This window comes from Pseudomonas libanensis (genome assembly GCF_001439685.1).
GTDB lineage: Bacteria > Pseudomonadota > Gammaproteobacteria > Pseudomonadales > Pseudomonadaceae > Aquipseudomonas > Aquipseudomonas libanensis.
Map to the genome: position 1 here is coordinate 20,302 of NZ_JYLH01000019.1, position 24,858 is coordinate 45,159.

General features: G+C 60.9%; 24 protein-coding genes. 8 read left to right on the forward strand and 16 right to left on the reverse strand.

All coding sequences use genetic code 11. The annotated features are described in order from the left end of the window. The first annotated feature begins 29 nt into the window (after window positions 1-29). Together TU73_RS24260 and TU73_RS24265 are read left to right on the forward strand one after the other, a co-directional pair. Window positions 30-317, forward strand: coding sequence for a hypothetical protein (locus TU73_RS24260; RefSeq protein WP_057014323.1), 288 nt, complete (start codon window positions 30-32; stop codon window positions 315-317). A gap of 2 nt (window positions 318-319) precedes the next feature. After that, window positions 320-649 (forward strand): DUF6388 family protein, encoded by a 330-nt coding sequence (locus TU73_RS24265; protein ID WP_057014324.1) that lies wholly within the window; start codon window positions 320-322, stop codon window positions 647-649. 8 nt (window positions 650-657) lie between these two features. Here TU73_RS24265 and TU73_RS24270 read toward each other — a convergent pair whose 3' ends face one another. Genes TU73_RS24270 through tssA form a run of 15 tightly spaced genes read right to left on the reverse strand, consistent with a single transcriptional unit; the run spans window position 658 to window position 17,934 of the window. Beyond that, window positions 658-1,497 carry a serine/threonine-protein kinase gene (locus TU73_RS24270; protein WP_057014325.1) on the reverse strand — a complete coding sequence of 280 codons (840 nt, stop codon included), beginning with the start codon at window positions 1,495-1,497 and terminating at the stop codon, window positions 658-660. Next, on the reverse strand, window positions 1,494-2,225 hold the full coding sequence (locus TU73_RS24275) for a PP2C family protein-serine/threonine phosphatase (protein WP_057014326.1): 732 nt from the start codon (window positions 2,223-2,225) through the stop codon (window positions 1,494-1,496). Before TU73_RS24275 ends, TU73_RS24270 begins: the two co-directional genes overlap by 4 nt. Continuing rightward, entirely contained in the window at window positions 2,222-5,572 is a 3,351-nt protein-coding gene (gene tssM, locus TU73_RS24280) for a type VI secretion system membrane subunit TssM (protein ID WP_057014327.1), read from the reverse strand. Before tssM ends, TU73_RS24275 begins: the two co-directional genes overlap by 4 nt. Before the next feature lie 15 nt (window positions 5,573-5,587). Then, window positions 5,588-6,448: a type IVB secretion system protein IcmH/DotU gene (gene icmH, locus TU73_RS24285; protein ID WP_057014328.1), complete on the reverse strand. Its 861-nt coding sequence runs from the start codon at window positions 6,446-6,448 to the stop codon at window positions 5,588-5,590. Window positions 6,449-6,453: 5 nt separating this feature from the next. Next, on the reverse strand, window positions 6,454-7,782 hold the full coding sequence (gene tssK / locus TU73_RS24290; protein ID WP_057014329.1) for a type VI secretion system baseplate subunit TssK: 1,329 nt from the start codon (window positions 7,780-7,782) through the stop codon (window positions 6,454-6,456). 1 nt (window position 7,783) lies between these two features. After that, the gene (gene tssJ, locus TU73_RS24295; protein ID WP_057014330.1) at window positions 7,784-8,269 is read right to left on the reverse strand and encodes a type VI secretion system lipoprotein TssJ; all 486 of its coding nucleotides are present in this window, start codon (window positions 8,267-8,269) and stop codon (window positions 7,784-7,786) included. 5 nt (window positions 8,270-8,274) lie between these two features. Further along, the gene (gene tagH / locus TU73_RS24300; protein WP_057014331.1) at window positions 8,275-9,465 is read right to left on the reverse strand and encodes a type VI secretion system-associated FHA domain protein TagH; all 1,191 of its coding nucleotides are present in this window, start codon (window positions 9,463-9,465) and stop codon (window positions 8,275-8,277) included. Window positions 9,466-9,482: 17 nt separating this feature from the next. Continuing rightward, entirely contained in the window at window positions 9,483-9,614 is a 132-nt protein-coding gene (locus tag TU73_RS24305) for a hypothetical protein (protein ID WP_057014332.1), read from the reverse strand. A gap of 35 nt (window positions 9,615-9,649) precedes the next feature. Further along, window positions 9,650-11,179 (reverse strand): sigma-54 interaction domain-containing protein, encoded by a 1,530-nt coding sequence (locus TU73_RS24310; RefSeq protein WP_057014333.1) that lies wholly within the window; start codon window positions 11,177-11,179, stop codon window positions 9,650-9,652. Between the two features lie 12 nt (window positions 11,180-11,191). After that, entirely contained in the window at window positions 11,192-12,199 is a 1,008-nt protein-coding gene (tssG, locus tag TU73_RS24315) for a type VI secretion system baseplate subunit TssG (RefSeq protein ID WP_057014334.1), read from the reverse strand. Then, the gene (tssF, locus tag TU73_RS24320) at window positions 12,163-13,950 is read right to left on the reverse strand and encodes a type VI secretion system baseplate subunit TssF (RefSeq protein ID WP_057014335.1); all 1,788 of its coding nucleotides are present in this window, start codon (window positions 13,948-13,950) and stop codon (window positions 12,163-12,165) included. Before tssF ends, tssG begins: the two co-directional genes overlap by 37 nt. Beyond that, window positions 13,940-14,341 carry a type VI secretion system baseplate subunit TssE gene (gene tssE / locus TU73_RS24325; RefSeq protein WP_057014336.1) on the reverse strand — a complete coding sequence of 134 codons (402 nt, stop codon included), beginning with the start codon at window positions 14,339-14,341 and terminating at the stop codon, window positions 13,940-13,942. The genes tssF and tssE overlap by 11 nt, the downstream gene beginning before the upstream one ends. Window positions 14,342-14,355: 14 nt before the next feature. Next, window positions 14,356-15,834 (reverse strand): type VI secretion system contractile sheath large subunit, encoded by a 1,479-nt coding sequence (tssC, locus tag TU73_RS24330; RefSeq protein WP_057014337.1) that lies wholly within the window; start codon window positions 15,832-15,834, stop codon window positions 14,356-14,358. A 15-nt stretch (window positions 15,835-15,849) separates the two neighbouring features. After that, entirely contained in the window at window positions 15,850-16,359 is a 510-nt protein-coding gene (tssB, locus tag TU73_RS24335; RefSeq protein ID WP_057014338.1) for a type VI secretion system contractile sheath small subunit, read from the reverse strand. Window positions 16,360-16,383: 24 nt separating this feature from the next. Next, window positions 16,384-17,934: a type VI secretion system protein TssA gene (gene tssA, locus TU73_RS24340; protein WP_057014370.1), complete on the reverse strand. Its 1,551-nt coding sequence runs from the start codon at window positions 17,932-17,934 to the stop codon at window positions 16,384-16,386. 471 nt (window positions 17,935-18,405) lie between these two features. On the opposite strand from tssA, the gene TU73_RS24345 reads away from it, so the two are divergent. Continuing rightward, the gene (locus tag TU73_RS24345; protein ID WP_043050510.1) at window positions 18,406-18,921 is read left to right on the forward strand and encodes an Hcp family type VI secretion system effector; all 516 of its coding nucleotides are present in this window, start codon (window positions 18,406-18,408) and stop codon (window positions 18,919-18,921) included. Between the two features lie 52 nt (window positions 18,922-18,973). Here TU73_RS24345 and TU73_RS24350 read toward each other — a convergent pair whose 3' ends face one another. Then, window positions 18,974-19,795 carry an aldo/keto reductase gene (locus tag TU73_RS24350; RefSeq protein ID WP_057014339.1) on the reverse strand — a complete coding sequence of 274 codons (822 nt, stop codon included), beginning with the start codon at window positions 19,793-19,795 and terminating at the stop codon, window positions 18,974-18,976. Between the two features lie 106 nt (window positions 19,796-19,901). Between TU73_RS24350 and TU73_RS24355 the strand changes: the two genes are divergently transcribed. The 5 genes from TU73_RS24355 to TU73_RS24375 all read left to right on the forward strand — a co-directional run bounded on the left by TU73_RS24355 (window position 19,902) and on the right by TU73_RS24375 (window position 24,855). Further along, on the forward strand, window positions 19,902-20,396 hold the full coding sequence (locus tag TU73_RS24355) for a DUF1543 domain-containing protein (protein ID WP_057014340.1): 495 nt from the start codon (window positions 19,902-19,904) through the stop codon (window positions 20,394-20,396). Between the two features lie 108 nt (window positions 20,397-20,504). Then, window positions 20,505-20,786 (forward strand): peptidylprolyl isomerase, encoded by a 282-nt coding sequence (locus TU73_RS24360; protein ID WP_043050507.1) that lies wholly within the window; start codon window positions 20,505-20,507, stop codon window positions 20,784-20,786. A gap of 129 nt (window positions 20,787-20,915) precedes the next feature. Then, window positions 20,916-22,775, forward strand: a complete 1,860-nt coding sequence (locus TU73_RS24365; RefSeq protein ID WP_057014341.1) for an extracellular solute-binding protein — start codon at window positions 20,916-20,918, stop codon at window positions 22,773-22,775. Further along, window positions 22,775-23,833, forward strand: a complete 1,059-nt coding sequence (locus TU73_RS24370; protein WP_056846212.1) for a microcin C ABC transporter permease YejB — start codon at window positions 22,775-22,777, stop codon at window positions 23,831-23,833. The genes TU73_RS24365 and TU73_RS24370 overlap by 1 nt, the downstream gene beginning before the upstream one ends. Next, window positions 23,833-24,855: an ABC transporter permease gene (locus TU73_RS24375; RefSeq protein ID WP_043050504.1), complete on the forward strand. Its 1,023-nt coding sequence runs from the start codon at window positions 23,833-23,835 to the stop codon at window positions 24,853-24,855. Before TU73_RS24370 ends, TU73_RS24375 begins: the two co-directional genes overlap by 1 nt. The last annotated feature ends 3 nt before the right edge of the window (window positions 24,856-24,858 follow it).

The window sequence follows — 24,858 nt, forward strand, 5'->3', positions numbered from 1 at the left end:
AACGACAACAGGCACAAAGGAGCCTTACTATGCAAGACAAGCGACCAAGCACCATGCGTCCCTTATTTGTCACCATCCTGCTGTGGTTGTGCAGCGTGGTGCTGCTGTTCGTGATCAAAAACGTCATCGAATTGTTTACCGGACCCGTTGCCGAGACCTGGGTAGACTTGGCATTGGTGCTGGTCGCCTACCTGACGTTCTTTCTGCTCACGCCGTTGCAGAACTGGATGCAGCGCAGGGCGCGCAAACGTGCTCGGCGCCAGATCAGCAGCCATACGTCCGATGCCGAGACCCGGCCTTCCAATCAAGGTGCATAGCGTTGTCAACACCCAGTGATACTTACCAGCTTGCACTGGACAGATTCCTGCGCGAACACCCCCACATCGCCAGTGAGCTGGACAACCTCAATCCCCTGGCGGCCCAGGCCAGGGGCGAGACCCTGGCGCAATATCGCGCCGAACGCCTGCACGCAGCCTTCGAAGCACACGCTGAACAACAGCATCTGTTCGCCTGGGAACTGACGCTCAAGCTGACGGCCGAGTCCAGCGAAGCCTTCGAGGCGCAACGCCGCGAGGTGCATAAAGAAGTCGCACAAATGGCTGGCATGGACTGGGTCGAATACTGCCAGTTGCATGACTTGATGGTTTGACCCCCGCCCTACAGATACCAACGCGGCTGTTTGCAACCCATCACCTTGCCTAATTCGGCGACCGTGATAGTTCGCTGTTGCGGGTCTGTTGCCAGCGCCACACGCAACGCCGACCAGCAGCGCCTGGGCAGTTGCCTCGGGCAGGTCAACCTATCCATCGGCGCGTGCTTGCCAAGACGCTTGCCATGGGCCAATTCGTAGATGATGCAGGCCACGCCATACACGTCGGCGGCAGCGCTCAACGCACCGCCCTCGCGCAACTCCGGCGCTGCATAAGCGGGCGTCCAGGCATTGAACCGGCTGCGGCTCAGGCTCGACAGGCTCGCCACCTGCGCTTGTGCGTACCCCAGGCCAAAATCGAACAAGCACACCCCCTCCTGTCCCACCATGACATTGGCCGGCTTCACATCGCCGTGCAGCACATTCTGTTGATGGGTGTAGGCCAGGGCATCCAGCAACTGCAGGGCCATGGGTTGCAGCTCCCGCCAGGGCAAGCCATCGGGGCACTCCAGGAGCAGCCGGTCCAGGGTCACGCCTTGCAGCCACTCCATGGTGAAAAACGCGATCTGGCTCTGGGTATCGACCTCGAACGAAAACATCCGCACCACACGCGGGTGCCGCAGGCTGCGCGCCAATGCGAATTCACTGAACAACAATACATGTGCATCCGGGCACTGGGCAAAAGGCTCGCCCAATAGCTTGAGTGCCACAGGCGAACACGCCTCGCCTAATTGTTCGTGCAACAGGTCACGAGCACGATACACCACACCCATCCCCCCTTTGCCCAGTACGTACTCAAGGTGATAGCGCCCGCCCAGCAAACGAGGCGGCTCGCCCGCCGGGTTCAAGGCTGCACCACTACAGCGGTCAGGTCATCCCGTGCCGCCCCACGCAACGCCCCGGCAAACAGCCGTTCCACCGCCTGTTGCGGCGCGCCCAGGCGCAACGCTCGGCCCAGGTCTGCATGGCTGAGCGCCTGGTAGAGGCCATCACTGCACAGCAAAAACACATCGCCTGGACGGGTACTGAGCTCCAGTACCTCCAGATGCAGTGGCGAACGTGCACCAATGGCCCGGGTCAGGGCCCGGGCGCCAGGGTAAGCCCGGGCTTGGGTCGCACTGACTTGCCCCTCGTTCATGAGGCCTTGCAGCAGCGAATGGTCCCTCGACAACTGGTAAAGGCGCTGGCCACGCCATAGATAGCAGCGACTATCCCCCGCCCAGAGACAGGCCGCACGCCCGTTCTCAAGCAACAAGGCCACCACCGTACTGCCCATGGTGACATCAGCGCTTGCGTCAGGCCCGGCTCGGCAACTTCTCAAGCGCTGATTGACGCTTTGCAAGCTCTTGCGGACCGCGTCGATGCGTTGATCGAGGTTGCCCCGGGCCGACACTGAAGCGAGGCTGCTGACTACCCAGCGGCTGGCGACATCTCCATGTCGATGCCCGCCCATCCCGTCGGCCACTGCCCAGCAGCCATGTTGCGGGCAGTCCAGGAACGCGTCCTCGTTGCGCAACCGCGCCTGCCCGCGCTGGGTGCGCCCGGCACTGCGCCACCGACCAGGCCCCTGGCTCACAGTTGCTGCGCCAGTCGGAAAGTGCGCCAGGTGCCGATGTCAAACGGGCCAGGTGTACGCTGGCTTGCCAGCAGGTAATTGGCACGCAGGCCGGCGAGGTCCGCCTTGAAAATCTGTGTGTTTCGCCCGTTGGCGGGCTCTTTTTGCAGCAGATCCAAAAAGCGGAACAACGACCATGCGCCTGCGTTCTTCTCGATTCCCAGTGGCCGCTGGTCCACCCCTCTCTCCAGGACAAGGCTGCTGCGCCCATTGTCTGCATCGGTTGGCCAATGGAACGCCATGGGTACGATCGGGCCGTGGCGATACTCCAACTGCTGGTCGCCAAACCGCAGGATCGCCCGGCTGACTGACTGATCCAGGCTGTAGGGCGCCAAGGTAAACCGAACCGACAGTTCACCTTGGTCCGGGGTGAAGAAGCTACGGCGGATAACCTGGGCCTTCATCAGTTGATCCAGCAGCGAGTGCGACACCGGCAAGCTCTGACCATCCAGGCCACGCAACCGATAGCGGGCACCGTCGACACTGACGAATGGCCGCAGATACCCGTCGTAAAAGCGTGCCATGACCCCATTCGGTTTGAAAAACTCCTGAAAGTCTTCAAGGGCAACTTCGCTGGCCGCATGGGCATTGAATGGGTATCGCTGGCGAATCGCCTTGGCGTACAGGCTATAAACCTCGCTCTGGTAACGCTGGTTGACGTGCATATAAGCCTGCTCCAACAAATGCCGCCAACTGACATCGGCCACCCCTTCAAACCATCCCGCAAGTGGCAACGGCAAGCGCGCGGCAGCATCACGCAGGTTCCCTATCACATCCTGCTGCCCCTCCATACGCCCCTTCACCCTCAGGAACGCTGCCTGCTCCGGTGCGCTATCGCGGTTCAATGCCGTCAGTTGCAGGTGTAGCTCATCCAGCAGCCGCAACGCCTGGGACAGCGCCGCACCGGGGTCCTGCTGCTCGTCCAGCAACTGGTGCAAGGGTTCAAAACGCCGTTGCAACGCTCGTCGCCCGGCGTCGGGAAGACCCGCCTGCCCCAGCGCCGCCTTGGCTATCACCCCAAGCTCACCCGAGCGCTGGGCCACCTGATCCAACAGTTCGTGACCCGGCAGCAGACGAGTGTTTTCACGCAGTTGCTGCAATAGCAGGATCAGGGGTGATTGGGCCGATGTCAGGGCCGTGAGTTGTTCGGCATCTTCGCGCAGGTTGTCGGTTTGCCGCAGCCTGACGCGGCCGAGCGCTGCACTCCAGGCATCGGCATATTCACCGAAGTAACGCTGCTGCAATTGGATCATCAGCCGGCGCAAATCCTCGGAGCCCAAATCGGTGGCCTCCCCCAGCACCCAGTTGTCCTGGGCAATGGCATTCACCAGCCTCGGACCTTGAGCATCAAGGAACTGCACATAGCGCCTGGTATAGAACCCGGGAATCGGTGGGTCGAGCGCAGCAAATACCTTGCCTTCGGCCAGGCGCAAGGGCTCCAGGTCGCGTGCCTGCTCGCGCAGCACCCGATACACCACATCGGCCAATGACTCCCCCCTCAGGGCTTCCCGCGCCTGGGCAACAAGGTTGTCATCAAGGGGGGTTACGAATGGCCGTTCAAGCAATCGCGCCAAGTGTTGGCCCAGGCGTTTGCGGGTCGACATGTCTGCGGCAAAACGTACTGCCCAATGGTTCGTCAGGTGTTGCGCCAACCAACCGTTATCGCGACGCTCACGCGCATTGAGCATCAGGTATGCGCGCAGGTGATCCAACAACTGCTCGCGGTCTCCAAGGCTGGCATGCACCTGCTCTTCGAGCTGGGCCGTTATCCACGCCAGCATGTGCTGTCGCAGCGCCTGATCATAAGCCTGGGCGACCCATGGGCGGCTCGGTTCACCTTGGTACAAGCCGGCGCGATCAATCAGGCGTACCTCTGCCGACGCAGGAAAAACCTGGGTTGCCGCCAGGCGCGCATCCAACAGTTGCAATAGCGACGACGCATCATCATGACCCTGCGGGACGGGCAAGACGGCGGTTGTCAGCGCCGCCATTTGCGCCAGTCGTTGATGATTGCTGGAATAACTGTGCATCCACAGCGCTGCGGCACTGCCGAGTACCAGCGCCACAGCCATTGCCAGCAGCCCCTGGCGTCGCCGGACACGCTGCTGCTCCGGGGCCTGCAAACCTGCAAGGTCGGCCTCGGCAAAGATCACCCGGCTGAACAGGCCTTGGACGAAACGAGCGTGCTTGTCGCCGGCGCAGGTCAGGTAGAAACCGCGCAGACCGTTGATGCGCTGGTAGCGATGTGCCGAAAAAGCCGACTCAATGAACAGGCAAATACGCTCGCCTATCTGCGCAGCCTGTTGCGGGAATTCAAGCATCAAGCCGCGGCGCTCGACATTGCGCTCCTGGTGCAGGCGACTGATCAGTTCAGCGTTCAAACGCCGCAAAAATTGCTCGACGGCTTGGCGAACCTGCGTGACGTCAGTCGCGCAGCTGCCATCGAGGGGTTGGCCCAGCACATCGTCGGGTGCTTCCCTGAGCGGCACGTCGAAAAACTCGGTGAAGCCCGGCAGTCGGTCAGCCTGAGTCAGCACCAGGTAGATCGGTACGTCCACATGCAATGACTGCTGGATATCCTGCATGCGCGACTGTACATGCCGCGCATGCTGATCCAAGTCGTACTCGGTGGTGGCCAGCAAGGCGTCCACCGAAAGCGTCACGACCACGCCACTGAGCGGGCGCACGCTGCGCCGCCACCGGAGCCTGTCCAGCAACGTCGCCCACCCTGCTGCATCCACGGCACTGTCGGGTTGGCTCAGGTAGCGTCCAGGGGCATCGATCAGCACGCCGGCATCGGCGAAGTACCAGTCACAGTGGTTGCCCTGTGCCCGCGTGTCGGCGTGATCGAGCGGCCACTGCAAGCCGCCTGCTGCCAGCAGCTGCGTCTTGCCACTGCCCTGGTGGCCGATCATCAGGTACCAGGGCAGATCATGGCGCCAGCGCGCGTTATGCATCCCGTAACGGGGAGAAGTCTTGAGCACCTGGAGCGCGTCCTTGAACCGACTGCGCAGGTGTTTCTGCTCGTTCTCCACCCATTTCAAGGCTTGAGGGGGCGCCAGGCGTTCAGGTCGTTCGCGCCCACCGGCCCGTCGTCCGCCGACCACCACCATCGCCAACCCCCACAGCAGGAATAACGCGCTGATGCTGGCCAGGCGGGCAGTCGGTCCTTGCCAGAAGCGGTGGTCGGCCACCGCCAGCAGCGGCCCGAAACACCACACCGATACAGCGCTGCAAAGCACCAACAGAAGGCTCCAGACCCAAACCCGACCCAGCGCGGCGCCAACGCCCTTGAAAAATGCGCTCATTGATTGCTCCAGCGTTTACAAGGGCGTGCGGATCAGGTCCGACGCCAGAAATTGAAGGGGTTGCAACGCATCAGCGCGCTCCTGGCTCAGCAGCCAGGCGAACCCCGTATACATCGCCAGCAGACAGGCCAAAGTGGAGGCCACCCACCAGGCGGTCGGAATCACCCACAACCGCCTGCGCCTCGCCTGCCCAAGGGGGGTCGGTAATACGGGCCCTGTCGGCGCATCCCCACGCACATGTCTGATCTGCCGATACAATGCATCGCGAACGGCTTCGACTTGCAACACACCTCTCTCCATGACCCGGTATTTCCCTTCGAAACCCAAGGACAGGCACAGGTACATCAGCTCGAGCATGGCCAGGTGCTTGAGCGGATCACGGGACAGTCGCTCCAGCAGTTGGAAAACCTTCTCGCCCCCGAAGGTCTCGTTATGGAAGCGGCTCAACAAGCTCATCTTCGACCAGTCGCTCTGCGCGCCCCACGGGGTGGTGACGACCGCCTCATCAAGCACGCTGCACAACACATAGCGCGCGGACATGAGCTGGTTGTTTTCAACACCACCCTGCAAGGCACGGGTTTCGAATTGAGTCACAGCCAATGACAACCGATCGTTGAGCATGCCCAGGTCTTCACGCTCGGCGCTGACTTTGAGCCGCACAATTTCTGACAATAACTCTCCGGCTGCGGCGACCACCGGGTTGAGCCCCGCGTCGAAACTCTGCGCGTCAAGCAGATGGCCCGCGTAGATCATGCGGTCCTCAAGTTGCTCGTAGCGTGGCGGCGACGGGAAGTCCGTCAGCGGACCCTGTACAGGCCCATGGCTCTCGCGGTCGAGCAGGACGGTTTTTTCATCTTGTGAGTAGTCGCTGTCCATGGCATTCAGTTCCTGATGGCCCAAAAATCGAGTTCAAGCCCGACGAACTCACCTCCCACATGGAAAGCGAAACCACCGGACTGCTCCAGCTGCGCGATATCGCGGGCACTCATGTCGAGCATGAAATAGGTCTTGGCGGCATGAAACGGAATCTGCCGCGGCGCCACCGGCAGCGGTTTGACCTTGATCCCGGCAAGGTGCAGGTTGACCAACTCCCGTATGCGCTCTACCGGCCCAATCTTCAGATGAGCCGGCAGGCGCTGGCGCAGTTCCTCTGCGTCACACTGCGCCGTGGCGGCCAGGATGAATGTGGCCGCACCGAGCAATTTCAAATCGCTCACCGGGCACACCAGCACGCCGTACTGGCGTTGCTGCAGGGTCAATTCGACAGCATGCTGTTCCAGCACCATCGACAACACCGCTCGCACGGGCTCCATCAGCCCGCGAAAACTCGCGCCCTGGTCACCATGCCGGTATTGCACATCCAGTTGCGCACGCTTGCTGTCGTTGGCGAAGGTTGATAACTCGCCAAGCATCGACACCAACGCGCGGAACACCGCCTCAGGACGCACCTGGGGCTGGCTCAGGCGGTGACGCAGTTCCAGCTCTGTGCGATTGATCACTTGCAGCATCAACAAGTCACCGATTTGCGCGCCAGCGCCGGTGCCTCCGGCGCGGATCCGCGCCGCAATGGCGTCGCCTCGGCTGGCAAGCAGGCCGATCACTTCCTTGAGACACGACGCCACATAGCCATGTGCCTGCACAAAAATGAACGACGGGAGGAAGTCCGTATCCAGGCTCAGGCCTCCCTCAGCGCTGGAATTGAGCACCTGCGCAATCTTGAGTTTGACAAAGCGCTGGTCGCTCTGGCGCTCGCCCAGCAGCAGACGCAAATCGGGGCGTGCGCAGTGCACCTGGCAACGCGAATCCACCCCCACGTTGCTATCCCCCACTTCCACTTCACAGCTCAGGTAACGCGCCAGGACATCGCTGTGCTGCGGTTGGCGCACTTCGACCTGATTGCCGGTCGCCAGGGGCAGCGCCAAGTAAATCCCTTGCTGTTCCGTATTCGGCGGCACCTGCAATACCAAGGGTTCCATGGCTGCGCTCAACTCAAACAGGCTGCCGTCCGGCAAGACGCCGCTGGCCTGGTTGACCACCAGCTTGCCCAGGTTCAGGTACTGCACGTTGAGGTCCAGCGTCAGGAAACCCCAGGCGTCACTGCCCAGCAGGCGCGTCTGGTCAAGTTGCTGGTGGTAATAACGGTCGTTGTGCTGCAAGTGCTGTGGGCGCAACAACATGCCTTCCTGCCAGACGATTTTATGAATAGGCATATCAGCGCATCTCCAGGTCAGGCAAATGGCCGGCCACCCGAATGCCGGCCTGGTCCAGCACCAGCTCGGCCCGTGTCACTTTCTGGGCGGTGACAGGCACCAGCATCCGCCAGCGTACATGGGGCAAGTCTCGATAAGCCGCGAGCACCCCCACGAAGCGACTGTCAGGCCCGACCCTGAGTTTGAGCGCCAGGCGGTCACCGGGGCGCAGTTCAACTTCCTCACTGCTCACCCAGTCTTTCGCCAGCACCTGCTCAGCATGGCCATACAGGCTGAAGAAGTCGGCATTCTCGAAGGCCACGCCATGGCGCAATTCAATCAGGTGGACCACCACTGGAGACGGTCGACCGTGCAAGTCAGGGTTGACCTGTTCGCTGGCGGTCAGCACCAGGTCCAACTTGGTCAACGTCGAAAAAGGCGAAATCGCGCTGCAGCCAGCCAACAGACCGGGCAGGAGCAGCAGGGCTGCAAGGGTAATTCGATACATGACTCTCATCCTGGGAAATCCATGTGCAAGGCGCCGATCAAGCGAACCTGCTCTTCGTAGGCCTTGGCAAAATCACCTTCCAGCGCACGCCGACTCAACTGCTCATCCGCCGCCAACCACTGGTAGTAACGCTGGTAAGCCCGCCAGTGCCACGCATCCGCGAAAAACCTGGGCGGCCTGCCCTGGGACTCAAAGCGCCCCAGCAGGTAGCTGGGCTCGAAGGCGGCCCTGGCGTTACGCAGCGCGCTTCGGCATGCGGCCAGCAGCGCGGCTTGACGCACTTGCAGGTCCCGATGGGCCTGGATGACCGCCCGTTCAGCGGACAGCTGGCCCAGTACCTGCGAACCCAGCATTGCGGCTATCGCAGCCCCCGTATCGGGACACATCTTCAAAGGGTTCCGGGCCAGGTCCAGGCTGGCACCTGGTGCCGAGGCCAACTCGCTGTTCAGGTCGTCAAAGGTGCGCAGCGTTTGTTGCAGGCCGTTCACCCCCAGGTGGAACAGGCGCGCCACCTTGACTGCCAGGGCTTCGCGGCCGGACCTCTCGAGGGTATTCAGGTCGATGCCCAACGCTGTTGCAAACTGCCCCCAGAACAGCTCGTCGGAGGGCGCCGCCACCGCTATCGGCTCCACCGCGCCAGGCGCCACCACGGGATCGACCGGGCCAGGCATTATCAGGTGTTCCCGCTCGGCACCCTGGCTGTCAACCCACGTACCGGGCTCATCGACGAACTCGCTCAATGCCTCCAGGTCCGCCGAGCGGGCCTGTCGCGGGTGATCATGGTCCAGCGCATGCAGAGGATCCGAAGACAGGAATGCGTCATCTGGAATCGGCACCCCCGTGATAACCCGCTGCTCGCTGCCGTGGCGCGGCGCTTCCAGCAATTGTGCCCGTATCGTCACTGGCCCAAGGTCAAATACATCGCCATCACTGATCAAGCGCGCCTGCCCTTTGCGCAGGCGTTCGGCACTGCCCGATACCCCGGTCCCATTGCGGCTGATATCCGTCAGGAAATAGCGGCCTTCACGATAGCCCACCAAGCCGTGATGGCTGGAGAGCACGCGGCTCGGATCGGGTATTACCCAGTCACACCCGGAACCGCGGCCGATCACACCGCCTGTGCCGTCAAATACTTTGCGGGCCAAGGGTATGTTTTTCGCGCGTTCGACCTCACAGACCTCAAACACCAGTTGCATCCTCTGGCCCCCTCCACTCATTGGCCACGGGTGATCGCCTGAGGGTCGCCCAACGGACGGTACTCGGCATCATCAAAGACGGTGTTGGCGCTACAGCCGCCCAACAAACACAGCACCAGCAAAACGGCTTGCAACGGACGATCAGGCATCCGGTTTCTCCCTCAGTGAAAATCAAGTACGCCATTCAGCGCTCTTCCCTGGCCTTGCCAACGGGAATGTTCAAGCGCGCCAGCCGGTAAAGCAGCGTGCGTCGCGCGACCCCCAACTCCCGTGCGGTACGGGTGCGGTTACCCTGGTTCTTGTGCAGGCAATCAAGCAGGAATACCCGCTCTACCCGTTCCATACGCTGGCGTAGCGTCACGTCGTCAGCAGTCGGTGCCGGCGCCAGTGGCATCGACAGGTGCACCGGTAGAATCAGATTGTCGTCACACAGCAGCACGGCGCGTTCGACCAGGCATTTGAGCTCGCGCACATTGCCGGGAAAGCTGTGGCTCGACAGCTGATCGAGGGCCGTGTTCGACCACTCAACCGGCGCCCTGCCCAACTGCGCGCAGGCCTGATCGGTGAAATGCCGGGCCAGTTGCAGCACATCGCCGTCGCGCTCACGCAGGGCGGGCAATTGGAGGGGAAACTGCGCAAGCCGGTAATACAGGTCTTCGCGAAAACGCCCCTCGGCGACCATGGCCGCCAGGTCGCGATGAGTCGCGGCGATGATGCGCACATCGACCTTGTGCGCCGCACTGGCGCCCAGCGGACGAATCTCGCCTTCCTGCAGAACCCGCAACAACTTGGCTTGCAATAGCAGCGGCATGTCACCGATTTCATCGAGCAACAACGTACCGCCGTCGGCAGCGTCAAACAGCCCCGCATGATTGCGGTCTGCACCGGTAAACGCACCTTTGCGATAGCCGAACAGCTCGCTCTCCAGCAACCCTTCGGCAAATGCCGCACAGTTCTGCACGACAAAGGCCTTGGCACTGCGCGGGCCCGCTGCGTGAATGGCCCGGGCCACCACCTCCTTGCCAGTGCCGGTCTCGCCGAACAGCAGGACGGTGTAAGGGGTATGCAGGACTTTGCTGATCAACTGGCGCGTCTGTGCCATGGCTGCACTGTTGCCGATCAAGCCGCATGCCCCGGCCAACGGCGCAGCCTGCCTCGGCGGCGCGCCAACCCTGGTGCGCCCGCCGCGCAGCACGTGCAGCCGGTGCACGGCAAAACTGCCCAGTTGGCCAAGGGATACTGCATAGCTGTACAACTGGATCGGACGTTGACTGGCACACAACAACACGCCGGTAAGCCGTTCAGATCCACTGAACAGCGGCACGCTCAGCAGTGCACGCCACGGTGCCGGCGACACAGGCAGGAAGCGGGTGTCATAGCAACTGCCTTGTACCTCATCGAGACTGAGGGCGGCGCGTTGGTTCAAGGTGTAGTGCAGCAGTTGTTGATTGCGCAGGTCGGCGCACGAGCCTGCCAAGTCCAGTGAAGGCCCGTCGGGAAAATGTTGGGCGACAAGCTCCAGTCGGTCCGTGGTTTCATCGAACAGATACAACTGGCTGAGCTCGCACTGAGCCAGTTGCGCGACGTGCGCAACGCATTTCCCAGGCAGCACGTGTTCATCATGTTCAAACCCCAGGCGGGTGAAGCAGGCGGACAGCGCATCGACAGTGAATGCACATGTGCCGGTCAGCGCTTGCGCGTCCTCATTAAGCATGGTCATCAGCTCCTAATAAAGATTGCCGGCGAGCGTCACCACGCCATCGGCGCGCTCATGTTCCAGCCAACTGGTCCAACCCAGGCGGCAAGCGTTGTCCTGGCCAATGTGCAGCGCCTTGATTTCGCTGCGTGCCATCACCAGGCGCAGGTCATAGTCCAAAGGACTGCCAGTAGCCAGGCGCACCAGTGCACACAGCGGCTGATGGGCCTTTCCAGTCGGCAGGAAGTCGTGAAACCGTTGCCAGCCCAGCGCCTGCAACTGCACCCTGAACTTGCCGCAGCGGTCCGCAACCTGCTGCCCCAGGACCAGGTCCTCACCGAGTGCACAATTGGCGCGCCCCAGGCCGTTGCGCTGCACAGGGTTGATATCAACCCGGCGCTCGACCCATGGCTCGATGAACAACGCGTCGTGCTTGAAGTAGTGGCGCAGCACGGACTCGATCACGGCAGCCGAGCGCGCCCGCAGGCTCAACAGCCCCAGGTAAGGCAGAAGGTGTTTGCAGTCCAACTGGGATGCCCGTCGTATCGCGTCGCCGCCCAGGCCGATCAGCGCAAACATCTGTGCGGAGAACGCATCGTTGGCACCCGTCTGGAAACACGCCCGATAGCGATACTTACGCCAGATCGGCAGCATCAGACGGTGCAGGCGGTGGTGAAACATATCCAGGAAGTCGCGGGTAGGATTACCTCCTGGCTGTTCGGCAAGCGCCTGCTCGGCATAAAACGCCGGCAGTGGCGACCCTGCACCAAATAGCCCCAGCACGTTGAGGCGCAGGCGGGCACGCAAACCCCCGTGGTCCATGAAGAACTCCACCCGGTCAATATCATGTGCCGCAAACCCCAGGCTCGGGTTGGCCTGGAATTCCAGTTGGTCGTACAACGCATCTTCGTCCAGCAGTGGATGCGCTTCGCGCAACCGTTCGGTCACCTGCAAGACCGCCTGGAACAGCGTGTACTCGCGGATAACACGGCAAAGCCGGGTCAGAGCAGGGGTTGCTGGCCCGTCCGGGATGGCCATAGATACACATCTCCTTGTGTGCTGAGGACCCGCAACTCGTGATACGAATTGAGGTTGGCATAGAGTGCAAAGAACTGGTTGATGACAGAGGCGAACAGAAACAGATCGCCCTGGCCGACGAAGCCTTGGGGATCGACGGTCAGGTCGATGCGCAGCCCCCGGATGGGCAGCCCACGGTGCAGCCGGTCCACCGCCTCGTGGCGTATGGAACGCAACGCGCCCAGCCTTTTCTGGCTGACCTTGAGTGCCTGTCGATCGTGATAGCGCGGCAGGTCGTAGGTTTCGAGAACCACTTTCAAGGCATTGATATCGGTCAACGACAGGTAGTTGAGCGACATGTTGCTGATCAGCCTCCACAGGAAATCCTGTTCCAGGGGCGGCGTGAAGCTCGCGGTAGGCGTCGTGATGTTGTGAAACGTCAACGACTCCGGTGCCTGCTCGCCCGGCTGGTTGATTTCGCCTGGACGGACCTGTTGCGCCAGGTTGCTATTGGTACAGGTCAGTTCGACCGACAACGTTTCCTGGCCCTGTGCGCGCCGAGTGCCAAAGCCCATCCAGGTGTCCAGCCCGCCATGCTGCACCGACGAGCGTTGGCGAATGCTGTAGCTGGGAGGCGCAGCCAGCGATTCGTGGCGTGCATCATGTTCAAAGGACTCGAACGGCACGTAGGTTTGGTGACCCAACCCACCAGGGCGCCACCCGGTGACCCGGTCCACGGAGAACACACTGGCGTGCCCCGGCGCATATCCACCGGGCATCAGGAGGTACTCATCCTGCTTGGCGTCCAGGCGAATGGGAATCGCGTCTTGATTGAACAGGTTGACGATAGGCGTGCAGTACAGCTTCACGTTATCCAGGCTCGGGCGCAGGTCATCGCGCCCCTGCGTGTGCAATTGAAAGCGCACGACCATCCCCTGCGCCTGCTTGAGCAGCTCGCAAGGCAGTGTGTGCAGTACATTAAGTCCTTCAACATCGACAAACAGGTACTTCTCGGGAAAGGCAAAGTACTCCTGCAGGTGGCGGTAACCACCGAACGTATTTTGCGGGTAAGGCATCAGCGCCTGTTCCGGGGCAAAACCCACGGGCTGAACCTGGTCGGCACTGAGGCGTAGCGTCACGGGATGTCCATCGGCGGTGTTGAGCGGCAAGCCGTCGTGGCCCGACAGCAACACCTGGATACCATCAAGATGGCGCAGCAGGCCAAGGTACAAGCCCTGGCTGACGTAGTGGTCGCCGGCCAGGTGCAACCGCAACGAATCAAACGCCAGGTCATTGAAGCTGCCTTCGGCGCTCATGGTCAGGCACAGGTCCAGCCACGCGCCTTCGCCTTGGCACCGGTACTCCAGGCCGCTCAGTTGCAGGGGCATTACGTCGGTGTCATAGCAGGTGCGAAAGCGGCAACGCTCACCCTCGATCGGCGTACTTTCCACCGCAGTGTCCCGCGCCACTCGGACGCTGGGGCCTGCACGCTTCAAGGGGTCAAACTGCAGGATGCTGAAGGCCGGGATTGGCCGCATATAATTGGGCCACAGCAAGTGCATCAACGAATGCGTCAACTCCGGCAGTTCGTCATCGAGCTTCTGGCGCAGGCGCCCGGTCAGAAACGCAAAGCCCTCCAGCAATCGCTCGACGTCCGGGTCCTGGCCGGCCTCTGCGAGAAACGGCGCCAGGGCAGGATTGCGCTCGGCAAATCGCCGCCCGAGTTGGCGCAGGGCACTGAGCTCGTGTTGAAAATAACGGTTAATGGTCATCGACACAGACCTTGATGCGTCCGGCATCCGTCAGGCGCGCCTGGAACACGACGGGCTGGGTGGTACCGTCGATGACCATCCCGGCATCGATGGCAAATGCCAAGGCCAAAGGCTCGCTGGCGACGGGCAACAGCCTCACACGTACATTCGCCAGCCGCGGCTCGTAGGCCTGGATGAACCGTTCGATCAGCAGGCGTGACTGGGTCAAGGACTCATGCAGGCTCAGCTGCATATCATTGAAGTCAGGCAAACCATAATCTGGCAGCGCCTGGACGCTGCCTGCGCGTGTGCTGAGCATCCTGCCCAAATGTGCGGCGACGGACGCAACGGGGCACGCGTGGGTCGACGCATCGCCGTCAAGGCGTTCGAACAGGCTGTTGTGGTGGGGCATCCCCTGGCCTCTGCTCATGCTTTATCGAGCTTACCGACCAGGGACAAGGTGAAGTCCGCCCCCATGTACTTGAAATGCGGGCGCACGCTCAGGTTGACCCGATACCAGCCAGGCTCGCCCTCGACATCGCTGACGACGATACGCGCTGCACGCAATGGGCGCCGCCCGCGCACTTCGGCACTGGGGTTTTCCTGGTCCGCCACGTACTGGCGAATCCATTTATTGAGCTCCAGTTCCAGGTCCGTGCGCTCCTTCCACGCACCCAATTGCTCGCGTTGCAGCACCTTGAGGTAATGGGTCAGGCGATTGACCACCATCATGTAGGGCAACTGGGTACCCAGCCGATAATTCAACTCTGCAGCCCTGCCCTCTTCACTGGTACCAAAGAACTTGGGTTTCTGCACCGAGCTGGCGGAGAAGAACGCGGCGTTATCGCTACCCTTGCGCATGGTCAGGGCGATGAAGCCTTCTTGTGCCAACTCATACTCGCGCCGGTCCGACACCAGTACCTCGGTAGGAATCTTGGTTTCTATCTCTCCCATGCTCTGGAAATGGTGCAGCGGAAGATCCTCGACGGCGCCTCCGCTTTGCGGACCGATGACATTCGGGCACCAGCGAAAACGCGCAAAGCTGTCGGTCAGGCGCGTAGCAAAGGCATAGGCGGTATTGCCCCACAGATAGTGCTCGTGGCTGTTGACCACGTTCTCCTGATAGGTAAAGGTCTTGACCGGACACTCAAGGGGGTCGTACGGGGTGCGTAGCAGAAAGCGCGGTACGGTGAGACCGATGTAGCGGGCGTCTTCGCTCTGGCGAAAACTTTGCCACTTGGCAAACTGCGGCCCTTCGAAATGATCCCGCAGGTCTTTCAGGTCCGGCAGCCCAGTAAAGCTTTCAAGGCCAAAGAAACTCGGCCCCGCGGCAGCGATAAAGGGCGCGTGGGCCATGCTGGCGACACTGGATGCGTATCGCATCAGCTTCACATCAGGAGCACCGGGAGAAAGAAAGTAGTCGGCAATGATCGCGCCCACCGGCTGGCCGCCGAACTGTCCGTATTCGGCACTGTACACATGCTTGTAGAGCCCGGATTGAGTGACTTCCGAGGAGTCCTCGAAATCGTCCAGCAGGTCCTGGCGCGAGACATTCAGCAGCTCGATCTTGATGTTTTCGCGAAAGTTCGTGCGCTCGACCAGCAACTGCAGCCCTCGCCAGGAAGCCTCCAGCGCCTGGAAGTCGGGGTGGTGCAGGATCTCATCCATTTGCTGGCTAAGCTTGGTATCGATCTCGGCAATCATCCGGTCAACCAGGCGTTTCTTCACCGGTTCTTCGCGGTTATGCGGCTTGAGCAGCTCTGCGATAAACGCTGACACGCCGCGCTTGGCAATGCCATAGGCCTCGTCGTCAGCGCTCAGCAATGTCTGGGCAATGATGTTATCGAGGATGCTGCCGGCTTCTGGGGTCTGTACCGTTTGCAGTTCGTGTTGGATCGTGGTCATGCTCTCAGTGTCCTTTTACTGAATATGTTCGGCGTGAGGACTGGGTAACCCCAGCTCGGCCAGGACCCGGGCGCGGCAATCGCCGTTGGCCAAGGCCTGTTCAATGGCTTTGCGAAAGTTCGGCGTGTTGCCCAGCGGGCCCTTGAGGGCCACCAGTGCTTCACGCAACGCCATCAGTTTTTGCAACTCGGGGATCTGCTCGACCAGGTTCGCGGGATTGAAGTCCTTCATCGCGTTGATCCGAACCTGGATCGCCAACTCCTCCACGCTGGCTTGCTCCTGGAGGCGATTGGGCACGCTCAGCGTCAAGCCGAGCGCTTGTTTGGCCAGCACGTCGTCGAAGGTGTGCTTGTCGATGCCAATGGGCTTGCGATCCTCGAGCTTGCGCAGGTCTTCGCGCCGAGTGAAATCACCCAGCACCAGCAACTTCAACGGCAGTTCAACATCCTCTTGTGCGCCGCCGATGGCCGGTTTGAAGGTGATATTGATCCGTTCCTTGGGGGCTACCGAACCGTCTTTGGCCATGGTGCTACTCCTTTTGATAGGGCTTTATTCAAGTACTGCTTCGAGATCGAGTTGGCATAACCGTCGATGGAGAGACTCCTTGCACTCGCGTATGCCGTGGCCTTGTGGCAACAGGTCATAACATCGGTACAGGCGCTGGCCCACTTGCACGGCCAGTTCCGGCTCCCAGCGCTCCAGGCCGTTACGCTGCAATTGCTCCTGCAGTTGCTCCAGCTGGACCCTGGCCAGGTCGTGCTTGCCCGCTTTCGCACACAACCTGGCCAGTGCCAGGCGCCAGTGAAAACGCGCCCGCTCGCCGGGCGCGGCGTGCAAGCCCTGCTTGAGCACTGCGACCGCAGCCTTGAGCCCCTTCTTTCGCAGGCAAGGCAGCACCGCTTCCAACGCGACCTCCCAGGGTTCGCAGGGGGTGTCTGCCACGACGACCAAAGACTCGCTCCGTTGCAAATGAGGCCTGACATGGAGCGCAATCCACTCACAGGTGGCAGGGTCGGCAAAGGGTGCGCCATCGTCGAACCGGTACTCCGGCAGGTCCGGCAGGCGTTGCAGCAGCAGCGCGAAATGCATTTGCAGCTCGGTCATGGCCAGGTCTGCGTGCAAGGCCTCAAGGCATTCCCAGGCCATGCGTAAACCGTCGAACCAGAACATTGCGCCCGTCAGGCTGGCTTCAAGCTCAAGCAACAGCTCGGCATATTGGCCTTGGCCCAGGCGTTCCTGGTAGCGTTTGAGCTTGTCGGCGGCCAGTGGACGCAGCGCCGTGACCCGTTCACCGTCGGCATCGGGGTAATGGATAAGCGTCATCCACGCCAAGGTCCGGCCCAGGCGCAAGGCACGCGGATCCCTGGTGTCCTGGCGCAACCACCAGGCACACAAAGGGCGGGCCTGCTCCTGCAATGAACGCAGCAGCCTGTGCGCGTCCTTTTCGTTGTCAATGGGTTGCCCGGGTTGGGGCAATTGGGTGGTTGCCGGCTTGACGGGAGCGATGCCCACGACGACCTCAGGTTTGGCACCCTCTTGTTCGGTGCGGGCCAGGCGTTCCGACAGTTGCCTGCGGACCGGCAACAACTGGGGCGCCTCATTGCCAAGCTTTTGACCCCACAGCTGATCAAGCCGCACGAGGTGCTCAAGCAGGGCCTGGAACACAGGCAACTGCCCGGCAACACAGAGGTTCTGCGCGAACAGTGGCTCAATGCGCAACACCAGCCAACCCAATGCGGCCACGCGTGTACGCAACTTGCTGGGGTAGACCTGTGCCCAATGACGCTCACAAAGATCGCGCAGCAACCCGAGACCGGCCAGTAACCCAGTGAATGAATGACATTGATACAGAGCCCAGGCCAACCAGACAGCAACCCGCAGATCCTTGGAATGCCCGCGCAATAGAGACTCGCTTAGCTGGCAGACCTTCTGCCAGTCCGGTGGCCCTTCCGTATGAATCGACCGGGTCTTGCCCAGCTCGTCCTCGAGGGCTTCAAACTCCCCGGAGAAACGCATGTCGCTGCCGGCAAAACTTTCAGGACGACAAGGTACTGTTGCAACTTCCTGATAATAATCGAACAGCCTTTCTGAATATTCCATTTTGTCGAACACATCACCTTCCAGGGCAAGACAAGTAATTTTTAACATTATTAAAAATATATAAGGGCGACTTTAACCTTCATCGAAGTCACCGAAGCGTGTGAACTTTAGTCATGAAAAAAGCGATCAGCAAGCGACTGAATGCTACTTAAGAATAGTCCTACGCCCGCTATAAAACAGCGGACTGCGCAGTTAGTTGCGCAGTGCAGCCGAGGAAAACCTGCTCGCCCCCTGGACTTACTGGTCCATTGGCGCGAGCAAATAACTGCGCACTCCTGCGCAACTACCTTCACAAATAAACCTATCACTTGCGGATAACTTCCCGAGCGGGTCACTTATTATTATTGCAGCCTGCGGTTTCATTGAGCCTCACACTTTCAGGCACGCTTCTTGTACTTGTAATAGGGCAGCTGCCGATTCGGCAACTTGACCGTTCGGCAGTACCTACTCAACCAGGCAAGGAAACCAATCATGCCAACACCCGCGTACCTCTCCATTACCGGCGTCAAACAAGGTTTGATCACGGCAGGTACATTCACCCAGGACTCGGTAGGCAACATTTATCAGGAAGGTCACGAGGACCAGATACTGGTACAGGCATTCGCCCACCAAGTGATCATTCCACGCGACCCGCAATCGGGCCAGCCAACCGGCCAACGCGTGCATAAACCCATGATGATCAGCAAGGTCTTCGACAAATCATCACCGTTGCTGTTCAGCGCGCTGACCACCGGTGAAGAAGTGTCATGCCGCCTGGAATGGCTGCGCACCTCTTCGGCCGGTACCCAGGAGCACTACTTCACCATTGAACTGGAAGGCGCGACCATCGTGGACATCCAGTCGCGTATGCCCAGTTGCCAGGACCCGGACAACGCCCATTTCACCCATCTGGAGGAGGTGTATTTCACCTATCGCAAGATCACCTGGACCCACGAAGTGGCTGGTACGTCGGGCTCGGACGACTGGCGTAGCCCGGTAGCCGGCTAACGGCGCTTGAAACAGGAACGCTGCCAGGGACGGCGCCGTTCCTGCTGACGACCTAGACCATCGCCAGCGGGTGCTTACGCTTGGGCGCGCCAAACACACGATCAATCGCGTCAAGGTCATGCTCATCCAGCACCAGGGCGGCCGCCCTGGCATTGAGTCGTATGTGTTCGGGGTTGACCGCCTTGGGGATAGCGATCACGCCGTCCTGGCGCAGGACCCAGGCCAGGCACACCTGGGCCGGTGTCACCTCATGGCGAAGGGCGATCTGCTTGAGGGTCGGGCTCGACAGCAGTTCACCGCCCTGGGCGATCGGACAGTAAGCCATCAGTGGCAGATGGTGCTGTTGCCACCATGGCAGCAGGTCGAATTCGATCCCGCGTTCTTCGATGTTATAGAGCACCTGGTTGGTCGCACACGCCGGGGATGCGAGCTCCTGCAGGTCCGCTACATCGAAGTTGGATACCCCCCACCGGCCGATCTTGCCCGCCTCGCGCAAACGTTCGAAGGCTTCGACGGTTTCTTCCAGTGGGTACTGGCCGCGCCAGTGCAGCAGGTACAGGTCAATGTAATCGGTGCCCAGGCGCTGAAGGCTGGCTTCACAGGCGCGAGGCACGCCGTTGCGGCTGGCGTTATGGGGGTAGACCTTGCTGACCAGGAACACCTGGTCGCGCTTGCCGCGAATGGCCTCGCCGACCACCTCTTCGGCGCCGCCTTCGCCATACATCTCGGCGGTATCGATGAGGGTCAGGCCCTCGTCCATACCCAGTTGCAGCGCGGCGACTTCGGCGCGGCGCCGGCTCGGGTCTTCGCCCATGCGCCAGGTCCCCTGGCCGATGACAGGGACGGGAACGCCGGCCAGATCAATGGTACGCATGACAACCTCCTGGTGAATTCGCGGATTAACAGTGTGGCACTGAGCGGACAAAAGGGTTCAATCCCAGTATGGTTGCCCTCTCGCCAGTCGCCAGGAATCACCCGCAATGCTGTTTGTCGTCATGCTCGGGGGCAAGCACCCACGGGCCAAAATCGAGGTGCACGATGTGGTGTTTGCAGTGGCAGACACCTTGCAGGCCATCTACCCGCAACTGCGCGATGCCTGGTTCGGCAGCCCCAAGGGCGTGCACATCGATTCATGGATGGCGGTGGATGGCGTCGACGGCTGGAAGGTCGAACTCAGCCCACTGGCGCCCCACGGCGATGCCCATCACCTGTACTTCATCAACCTCGGCGGCTACGAGGCCAGGCGCTTCGGAGAAGATCATCATTACTTGCTGGTGGTCGCCCGTAACAAACGCGAAGCGATAAGCATGGGCAAACGGCAGATGTTGCGCCAATGGTCCCAGGCCCACACCGACGCGGTCATGGATATCGACGATTGCCTGCCGATCGACCTGGTGGACGGGCGTTATGTCCATCTCGTACAAGGCCCGCACGCCCCCATCGTCCAGCGCAACGACTACATCGTGTTGCCCTGAACCCTGGAACGTGTTCGGAGCCACTCAAGCAAGTGATGGGAACTTTGCCAGGAAATAACCGACTGAATCCGGTAGGCTCACCGTTTTTTACTCTAGGAGTTATTCCCCATGGCCAAAGCCACCGCCCGCCACATTCTCGTTGCCACTGAAGACAAGTGCAATGAACTCAAGACCCAGATCGAAGGCGGCGCTGATTTCGCAGAAATCGCCAAAGCCAATTCCAGCTGCCCATCCAGCCGCCAAGGTGGTGACCTGGGTTCCTTCGGCCCGGGCCAAATGGTCAAGGAATTCGACACCGTAGTCTTCAGCGCGCCGGTCAACACCGTGCAAGGTCCAGTGAAAACCCAGTTCGGTTATCACCTGCTGGAAGTTACCAGCCGCCAGGATTGATTCAATCCGCGCTGATGCTATAAACAACGGCCCACCCTTTGGTGGGCCGTTGTGCATCTGATGACTGGCGATGCCCAGGCCGTTAGCGTACAAATCCTTATTCTTCTTCACCCGGCGTTCAAGGCTGTTATGCGATTGGCTTTTTCATCTCTGCTCTCTTCTACTTTGGCCCTGCTGTTGGCCAGCACTGCGGTGATCGCGGCCCCGCAAACCTACCTGACGGTCTACGGCGAGCCGGCGAAATACGCTGCCGGTTTCAACCATTTCGACTATGCCAACCCCGATGCGCCCAAGGGCGGCAGCCTGCGGCGTTCGGCGCTGGAGGTCGGGCGGTTCGACCATGTGTTGCCGTATATCGACAAAGGCATCGGCGTGTCCCAGGTCGACGGCTGGGTGTATGCGCCCCTGGCCCTGCGCTCGCTGGATGAGCCCTACACCGTCTACGGCCTGGTGGCAGAAAAAATGGAGCGTGCCGACGACGGCCTGTCGTTGCGCTTTTACCTGAACCCCAAGGCACGTTTTGCCGATGGCACGCCGATTACCGCCGAAGACGTGCGCTACAGCTTTGATCTGCTGATGACCCAGGGCAGCCTGCGCTTTCGCACGTTGTTCGCCGACGTCAAGCAGGTTGAAGTCGAAGGCGAGCGCCAGGTGCGCTTCGATTTTTCCAGCAGTGAAAACCGCACCCTGCCCCTGGATATCGCCACGTTGCCGGTGTTTCCCATGCACTGGTGGAAGACCCGCGATTTTGCCAACGGTGGCGGCTACGAAGCCCCACTGGGCAGCGGCCCGTACAAGGTGAGCAAGATCGATTCCGGCAGCACCATCACCTTTACTCGTGATCCCGACTGGTGGGGCAAGGACTTGCCGGTCAGCCGTGGCCTGTACAATTTCGATCACCTGAGCCTGGAATACTTCGGCGACACCGAGGTGGCGCGCCAGGTGCTGCGCGGCGGCGCCTACGATTTCAACCGTGAGTTTTCCGCCACCGGTTACTCCATCGGCTACAACGGTCCGGCGCTGGACGATGGCCGCCTGCAACGTGCGCACCTGGCCAAGGACATGCCGCAACCGGCCCAGGGCTATGTGTTCAACGTGCAAAAACCGATATTCAAGGATCGCCGTGTGCGCCAGGCCCTGGCGATGCTGTGGGATTTCGAATGGGCCAACCGGCAGATGATGCGCAACCTGTACATCCGTCAGCAGAGCTACTTTTCCAACAGCCCCTTGGCGGCCACCCAATTGCCGACCCAGGAAGAACTGGCGATCCTCGAGCCATTGCGCGGGCAGATCCCCGACGAGGTGTTCACCCAGGTGTTCAAGGCCCCGGTCACCGACGGCAGCGGCATGATCCGCGATAAACAATTGCAAGCCCTGGCCCTGCTGGAAGAGGCCGGCTGGAAACCGCTTGGCGATAAGCTCGTCAATGCCGAGGGCGAACCGCTGGAGTTCACTTTCCTCAATGTCCAGAACGGCCTTGAGCGCCTGTTGCTGCCTTACAAGCGCAACCTGGCGCAGATCGGCATCACCCTCAATATCCGCCGCATCGACTCCTCGCAATACGTCAACCGCCTGATGGCCCGGGACTACGACATGATCGTCACCGGTTTTCCGGTCACCACTTCGCCGGGCATGGAGCTGTACAACTACTTCGGTTCCGCCGCCGCATTCGATTCGGGCGCCAACAACTACATCGTGCTCAAGGACCCCGCCGTCGATACGCTGATCAATGGTCTGGTCAAGGCCAATACCCAGGCGCAGATGCTCACCTACGCCCATGCCCTGGACCGCGTGCTGCAATGGAATTACCTATGGATCCCCAACTACTACCCGCCTGGCACCTCCGCCGCGTGGTGGAACCGTTTCGGCCGCCCGGCCATCGAGGCGAAGAACGACGAAGCCCTGGAAACCTGGTGGGAGGTCAGCCCCACCCCGCTGACCAATGAGCAAATGCAAGCCGAGTTGAAAAAACGTGGAGGGGCCCGCTGATGCTTGCCTATATCCTAAGGCGCCTGCTGCTGATCATCCCGACGCTGGTGATCATCCTGCTGGTGAACTTCGTGATCGTGCAAGCGGCACCCGGCGGGCCGGTGGAACAGGCCATCGCCCATCTGCAAGGCATTGGCGGCGGCGGTGTCGCCGGCGCATCCGGCGAAGGCATCAGCGGCTCGCGGGCCAGCCGTGGCCTGGACCCGAAGCTGATCAAGGACATCGAAAAACAATACGGCTTCGACAAATCTGCGCCGGAACGCCTGTGGTTGATGCTCAAGAACTATGCCCAACTGGATTTCGGCAACAGCTTCTTTCGCGGCGCGACGGTGACGGACCTGATCCTGGAAAAGATGCCGGTCACGATTTCCCTTGGCCTGTGGGCCACCTTGATCACCTACCTGGTGTCGATCCCCCTGGGCATACGCAAGGCCGTGCGCCATGGCAGCAGCTTTGACATGTGGAGCAGCACCGCCATCGTGATCGGTTACGCGATGCCTGCGTTCCTGTTCGCGATGTTCCTGATCGTGGTGTTCGCCGGCGGCACCTCGCTGAACTGGTTCCCGGTGCGCGGGCTGGTCTCGGAAAACTTTGCCGAACTGAGTACGGTGGGCAAGATTGCCGACTATTTCTGGCACCTGGTGCTGCCGGTGACGGCGCTGGTGATCGGTGGGTTCGCCACCTTGACCATCCTCACCAAGAACTCTTTCCTCAATGAAATCACGCGCCAGTACGTGGTCACCGCCCGCGCCAAGGGCTTGAGCGAACGCCGGGTGCTGTACGGGCACGTGTTCCGCAACGCCATGTTGCTGGTGATCTCGGGGATTCCCCAGGCGTTTATCAGTGTGTTCTTTGCCGGCTCGCTGCTGATCGAGGTGATTTTCTCCCTCGATGGCCTGGGTCGCATGAGCTATGAAGCCGCTGTATCCCGGGACTACCCGGTGGTGTTCGGTTCGCTGTTTATCTTTACGTTGTTCGGGCTCTTGATAAAGCTCATCGGCGACCTCTGCTACACACTGGTGGATCCGCGTATCGACTTCGCCGCGAGGAACGCCTGATGCTTAACCTGTCTCCCGTAGCCCGTCGGCGTTTCGAGCGGTTCAAAAAAAACCGTCGCGGCTGGTGGTCGCTGTGGTTGTTTATCGGCCTGTTTATCCTGACCCTGGGTGGCGAGTTGATCGCCAATGACAAGCCCCTGGTGCTCAGTTTCAAGAACGAGCTGTATTTCCCGGTGTTCAAGCGCTACACCGAGCAACAGTTCGGCGGGCAACTACCCTTCCAGGCCGACTACCGCAGTGACTACGTGCAAAAGCTGATCAAGCAGGACGGCGGCTGGATGCTGTTCCCGCCGATTCCATTCAGCGACGACACGCCCAACTACGAATTGACCCGCCCGGCCCCGAGCCCACCGTCGGCGGTGAACTGGCTGGGCACCGATGACCAATCGCGCGATGTGTTGGCGCGGGTGATCTTTGGCGCGCGGGTGTCGATCCTGTTTGCCCTGGCCTTGACCGCCATCAGCGCCGCCATCGGCATCGCCGCCGGAGCCTTGCAGGGTTACTACGGCGGCTGGGTGGACTTGCTCGGACAGCGCATCCTCGAGGTGTGGTCCGGCCTGCCGGTGCTGTACCTGCTGATTATCCTGTCCGGGTTTGTGGAGCCGAATTTCTGGTGGCTGCTGGGGATCATGGCGCTGTTTTCCTGGCTGGCCCTGGTCGACGTAGTGCGTGCCGAGTTCCTGCGCGGGCGCAACCTGGAATACGTCAAGGCCGCCCGCGCTCTTGGCCTGGGCGACGGCAAGATCATTCGCCGACATATCCTGCCCAATGCCATGACCGCCACCTTGAGCTATTTGCCGTTCATCCTGACCGGGGCGATATCCACCTTGAGCGCCTTGGACTTCCTCGGCTTCGGTATGCCTGCCGGCAGTGCTTCGCTGGGTGAGCTGATCGCCCAGGGCAAGCAGAACCTGCAAGCCCCGTGGCTGGGCCTCACGGCATTTTTTACCCTGGCGCTGATCCTGTCGCTGCTGGTGTTTATCGGCGAGGCGTTGCGTGACGCCTTCGACCCTCGCTCATGAGTA

What these genes read in the sequence shown, in the direction of transcription:
- TU73_RS24260 (WP_057014323.1), top strand. Translation starts at nt 30, where the DNA reads ATGCAAGACAAGCGACCAAGCACCATGCGTCCCTTATTTGTCACCATC.
- tssM (WP_057014327.1), bottom strand. Translation starts at nt 5,572, where the DNA reads ATGAGCGCATTTTTCAAGGGCGTTGGCGCCGCGCTGGGTCGGGTTTGG.
- icmH (WP_057014328.1), bottom strand. Translation starts at nt 6,448, where the DNA reads ATGGACAGCGACTACTCACAAGATGAAAAAACCGTCCTGCTCGACCGC.
- tssK (WP_057014329.1), bottom strand. Translation starts at nt 7,782, where the DNA reads ATGCCTATTCATAAAATCGTCTGGCAGGAAGGCATGTTGTTGCGCCCA.
- tssJ (WP_057014330.1), bottom strand. Translation starts at nt 8,269, where the DNA reads ATGTATCGAATTACCCTTGCAGCCCTGCTGCTCCTGCCCGGTCTGTTG.
- tagH (WP_057014331.1), bottom strand. Translation starts at nt 9,465, where the DNA reads ATGCAACTGGTGTTTGAGGTCTGTGAGGTCGAACGCGCGAAAAACATA.
- TU73_RS24305 (WP_057014332.1), bottom strand. Translation starts at nt 9,614, where the DNA reads ATGCCTGATCGTCCGTTGCAAGCCGTTTTGCTGGTGCTGTGTTTGTTG.
- TU73_RS24310 (WP_057014333.1), bottom strand. Translation starts at nt 11,179, where the DNA reads ATGCTTAATGAGGACGCGCAAGCGCTGACCGGCACATGTGCATTCACT.
- tssG (WP_057014334.1), bottom strand. Translation starts at nt 12,199, where the DNA reads ATGGCCATCCCGGACGGGCCAGCAACCCCTGCTCTGACCCGGCTTTGC.
- tssF (WP_057014335.1), bottom strand. Translation starts at nt 13,950, where the DNA reads ATGACCATTAACCGTTATTTTCAACACGAGCTCAGTGCCCTGCGCCAA.
- tssE (WP_057014336.1), bottom strand. Translation starts at nt 14,341, where the DNA reads ATGCCCCACCACAACAGCCTGTTCGAACGCCTTGACGGCGATGCGTCG.
- tssC (WP_057014337.1), bottom strand. Translation starts at nt 15,834, where the DNA reads ATGACCACGATCCAACACGAACTGCAAACGGTACAGACCCCAGAAGCC.
- tssB (WP_057014338.1), bottom strand. Translation starts at nt 16,359, where the DNA reads ATGGCCAAAGACGGTTCGGTAGCCCCCAAGGAACGGATCAATATCACC.
- tssA (WP_057014370.1), bottom strand. Translation starts at nt 17,934, where the DNA reads ATGGAATATTCAGAAAGGCTGTTCGATTATTATCAGGAAGTTGCAACA.
- TU73_RS24345 (WP_043050510.1), top strand. Translation starts at nt 18,406, where the DNA reads ATGCCAACACCCGCGTACCTCTCCATTACCGGCGTCAAACAAGGTTTG.
- TU73_RS24350 (WP_057014339.1), bottom strand. Translation starts at nt 19,795, where the DNA reads ATGCGTACCATTGATCTGGCCGGCGTTCCCGTCCCTGTCATCGGCCAG.
- TU73_RS24355 (WP_057014340.1), top strand. Translation starts at nt 19,902, where the DNA reads ATGCTGTTTGTCGTCATGCTCGGGGGCAAGCACCCACGGGCCAAAATC.
- TU73_RS24360 (WP_043050507.1), top strand. Translation starts at nt 20,505, where the DNA reads ATGGCCAAAGCCACCGCCCGCCACATTCTCGTTGCCACTGAAGACAAG.
- TU73_RS24365 (WP_057014341.1), top strand. Translation starts at nt 20,916, where the DNA reads ATGCGATTGGCTTTTTCATCTCTGCTCTCTTCTACTTTGGCCCTGCTG.
- TU73_RS24370 (WP_056846212.1), top strand. Translation starts at nt 22,775, where the DNA reads ATGCTTGCCTATATCCTAAGGCGCCTGCTGCTGATCATCCCGACGCTG.
- TU73_RS24375 (WP_043050504.1), top strand. Translation starts at nt 23,833, where the DNA reads ATGCTTAACCTGTCTCCCGTAGCCCGTCGGCGTTTCGAGCGGTTCAAA.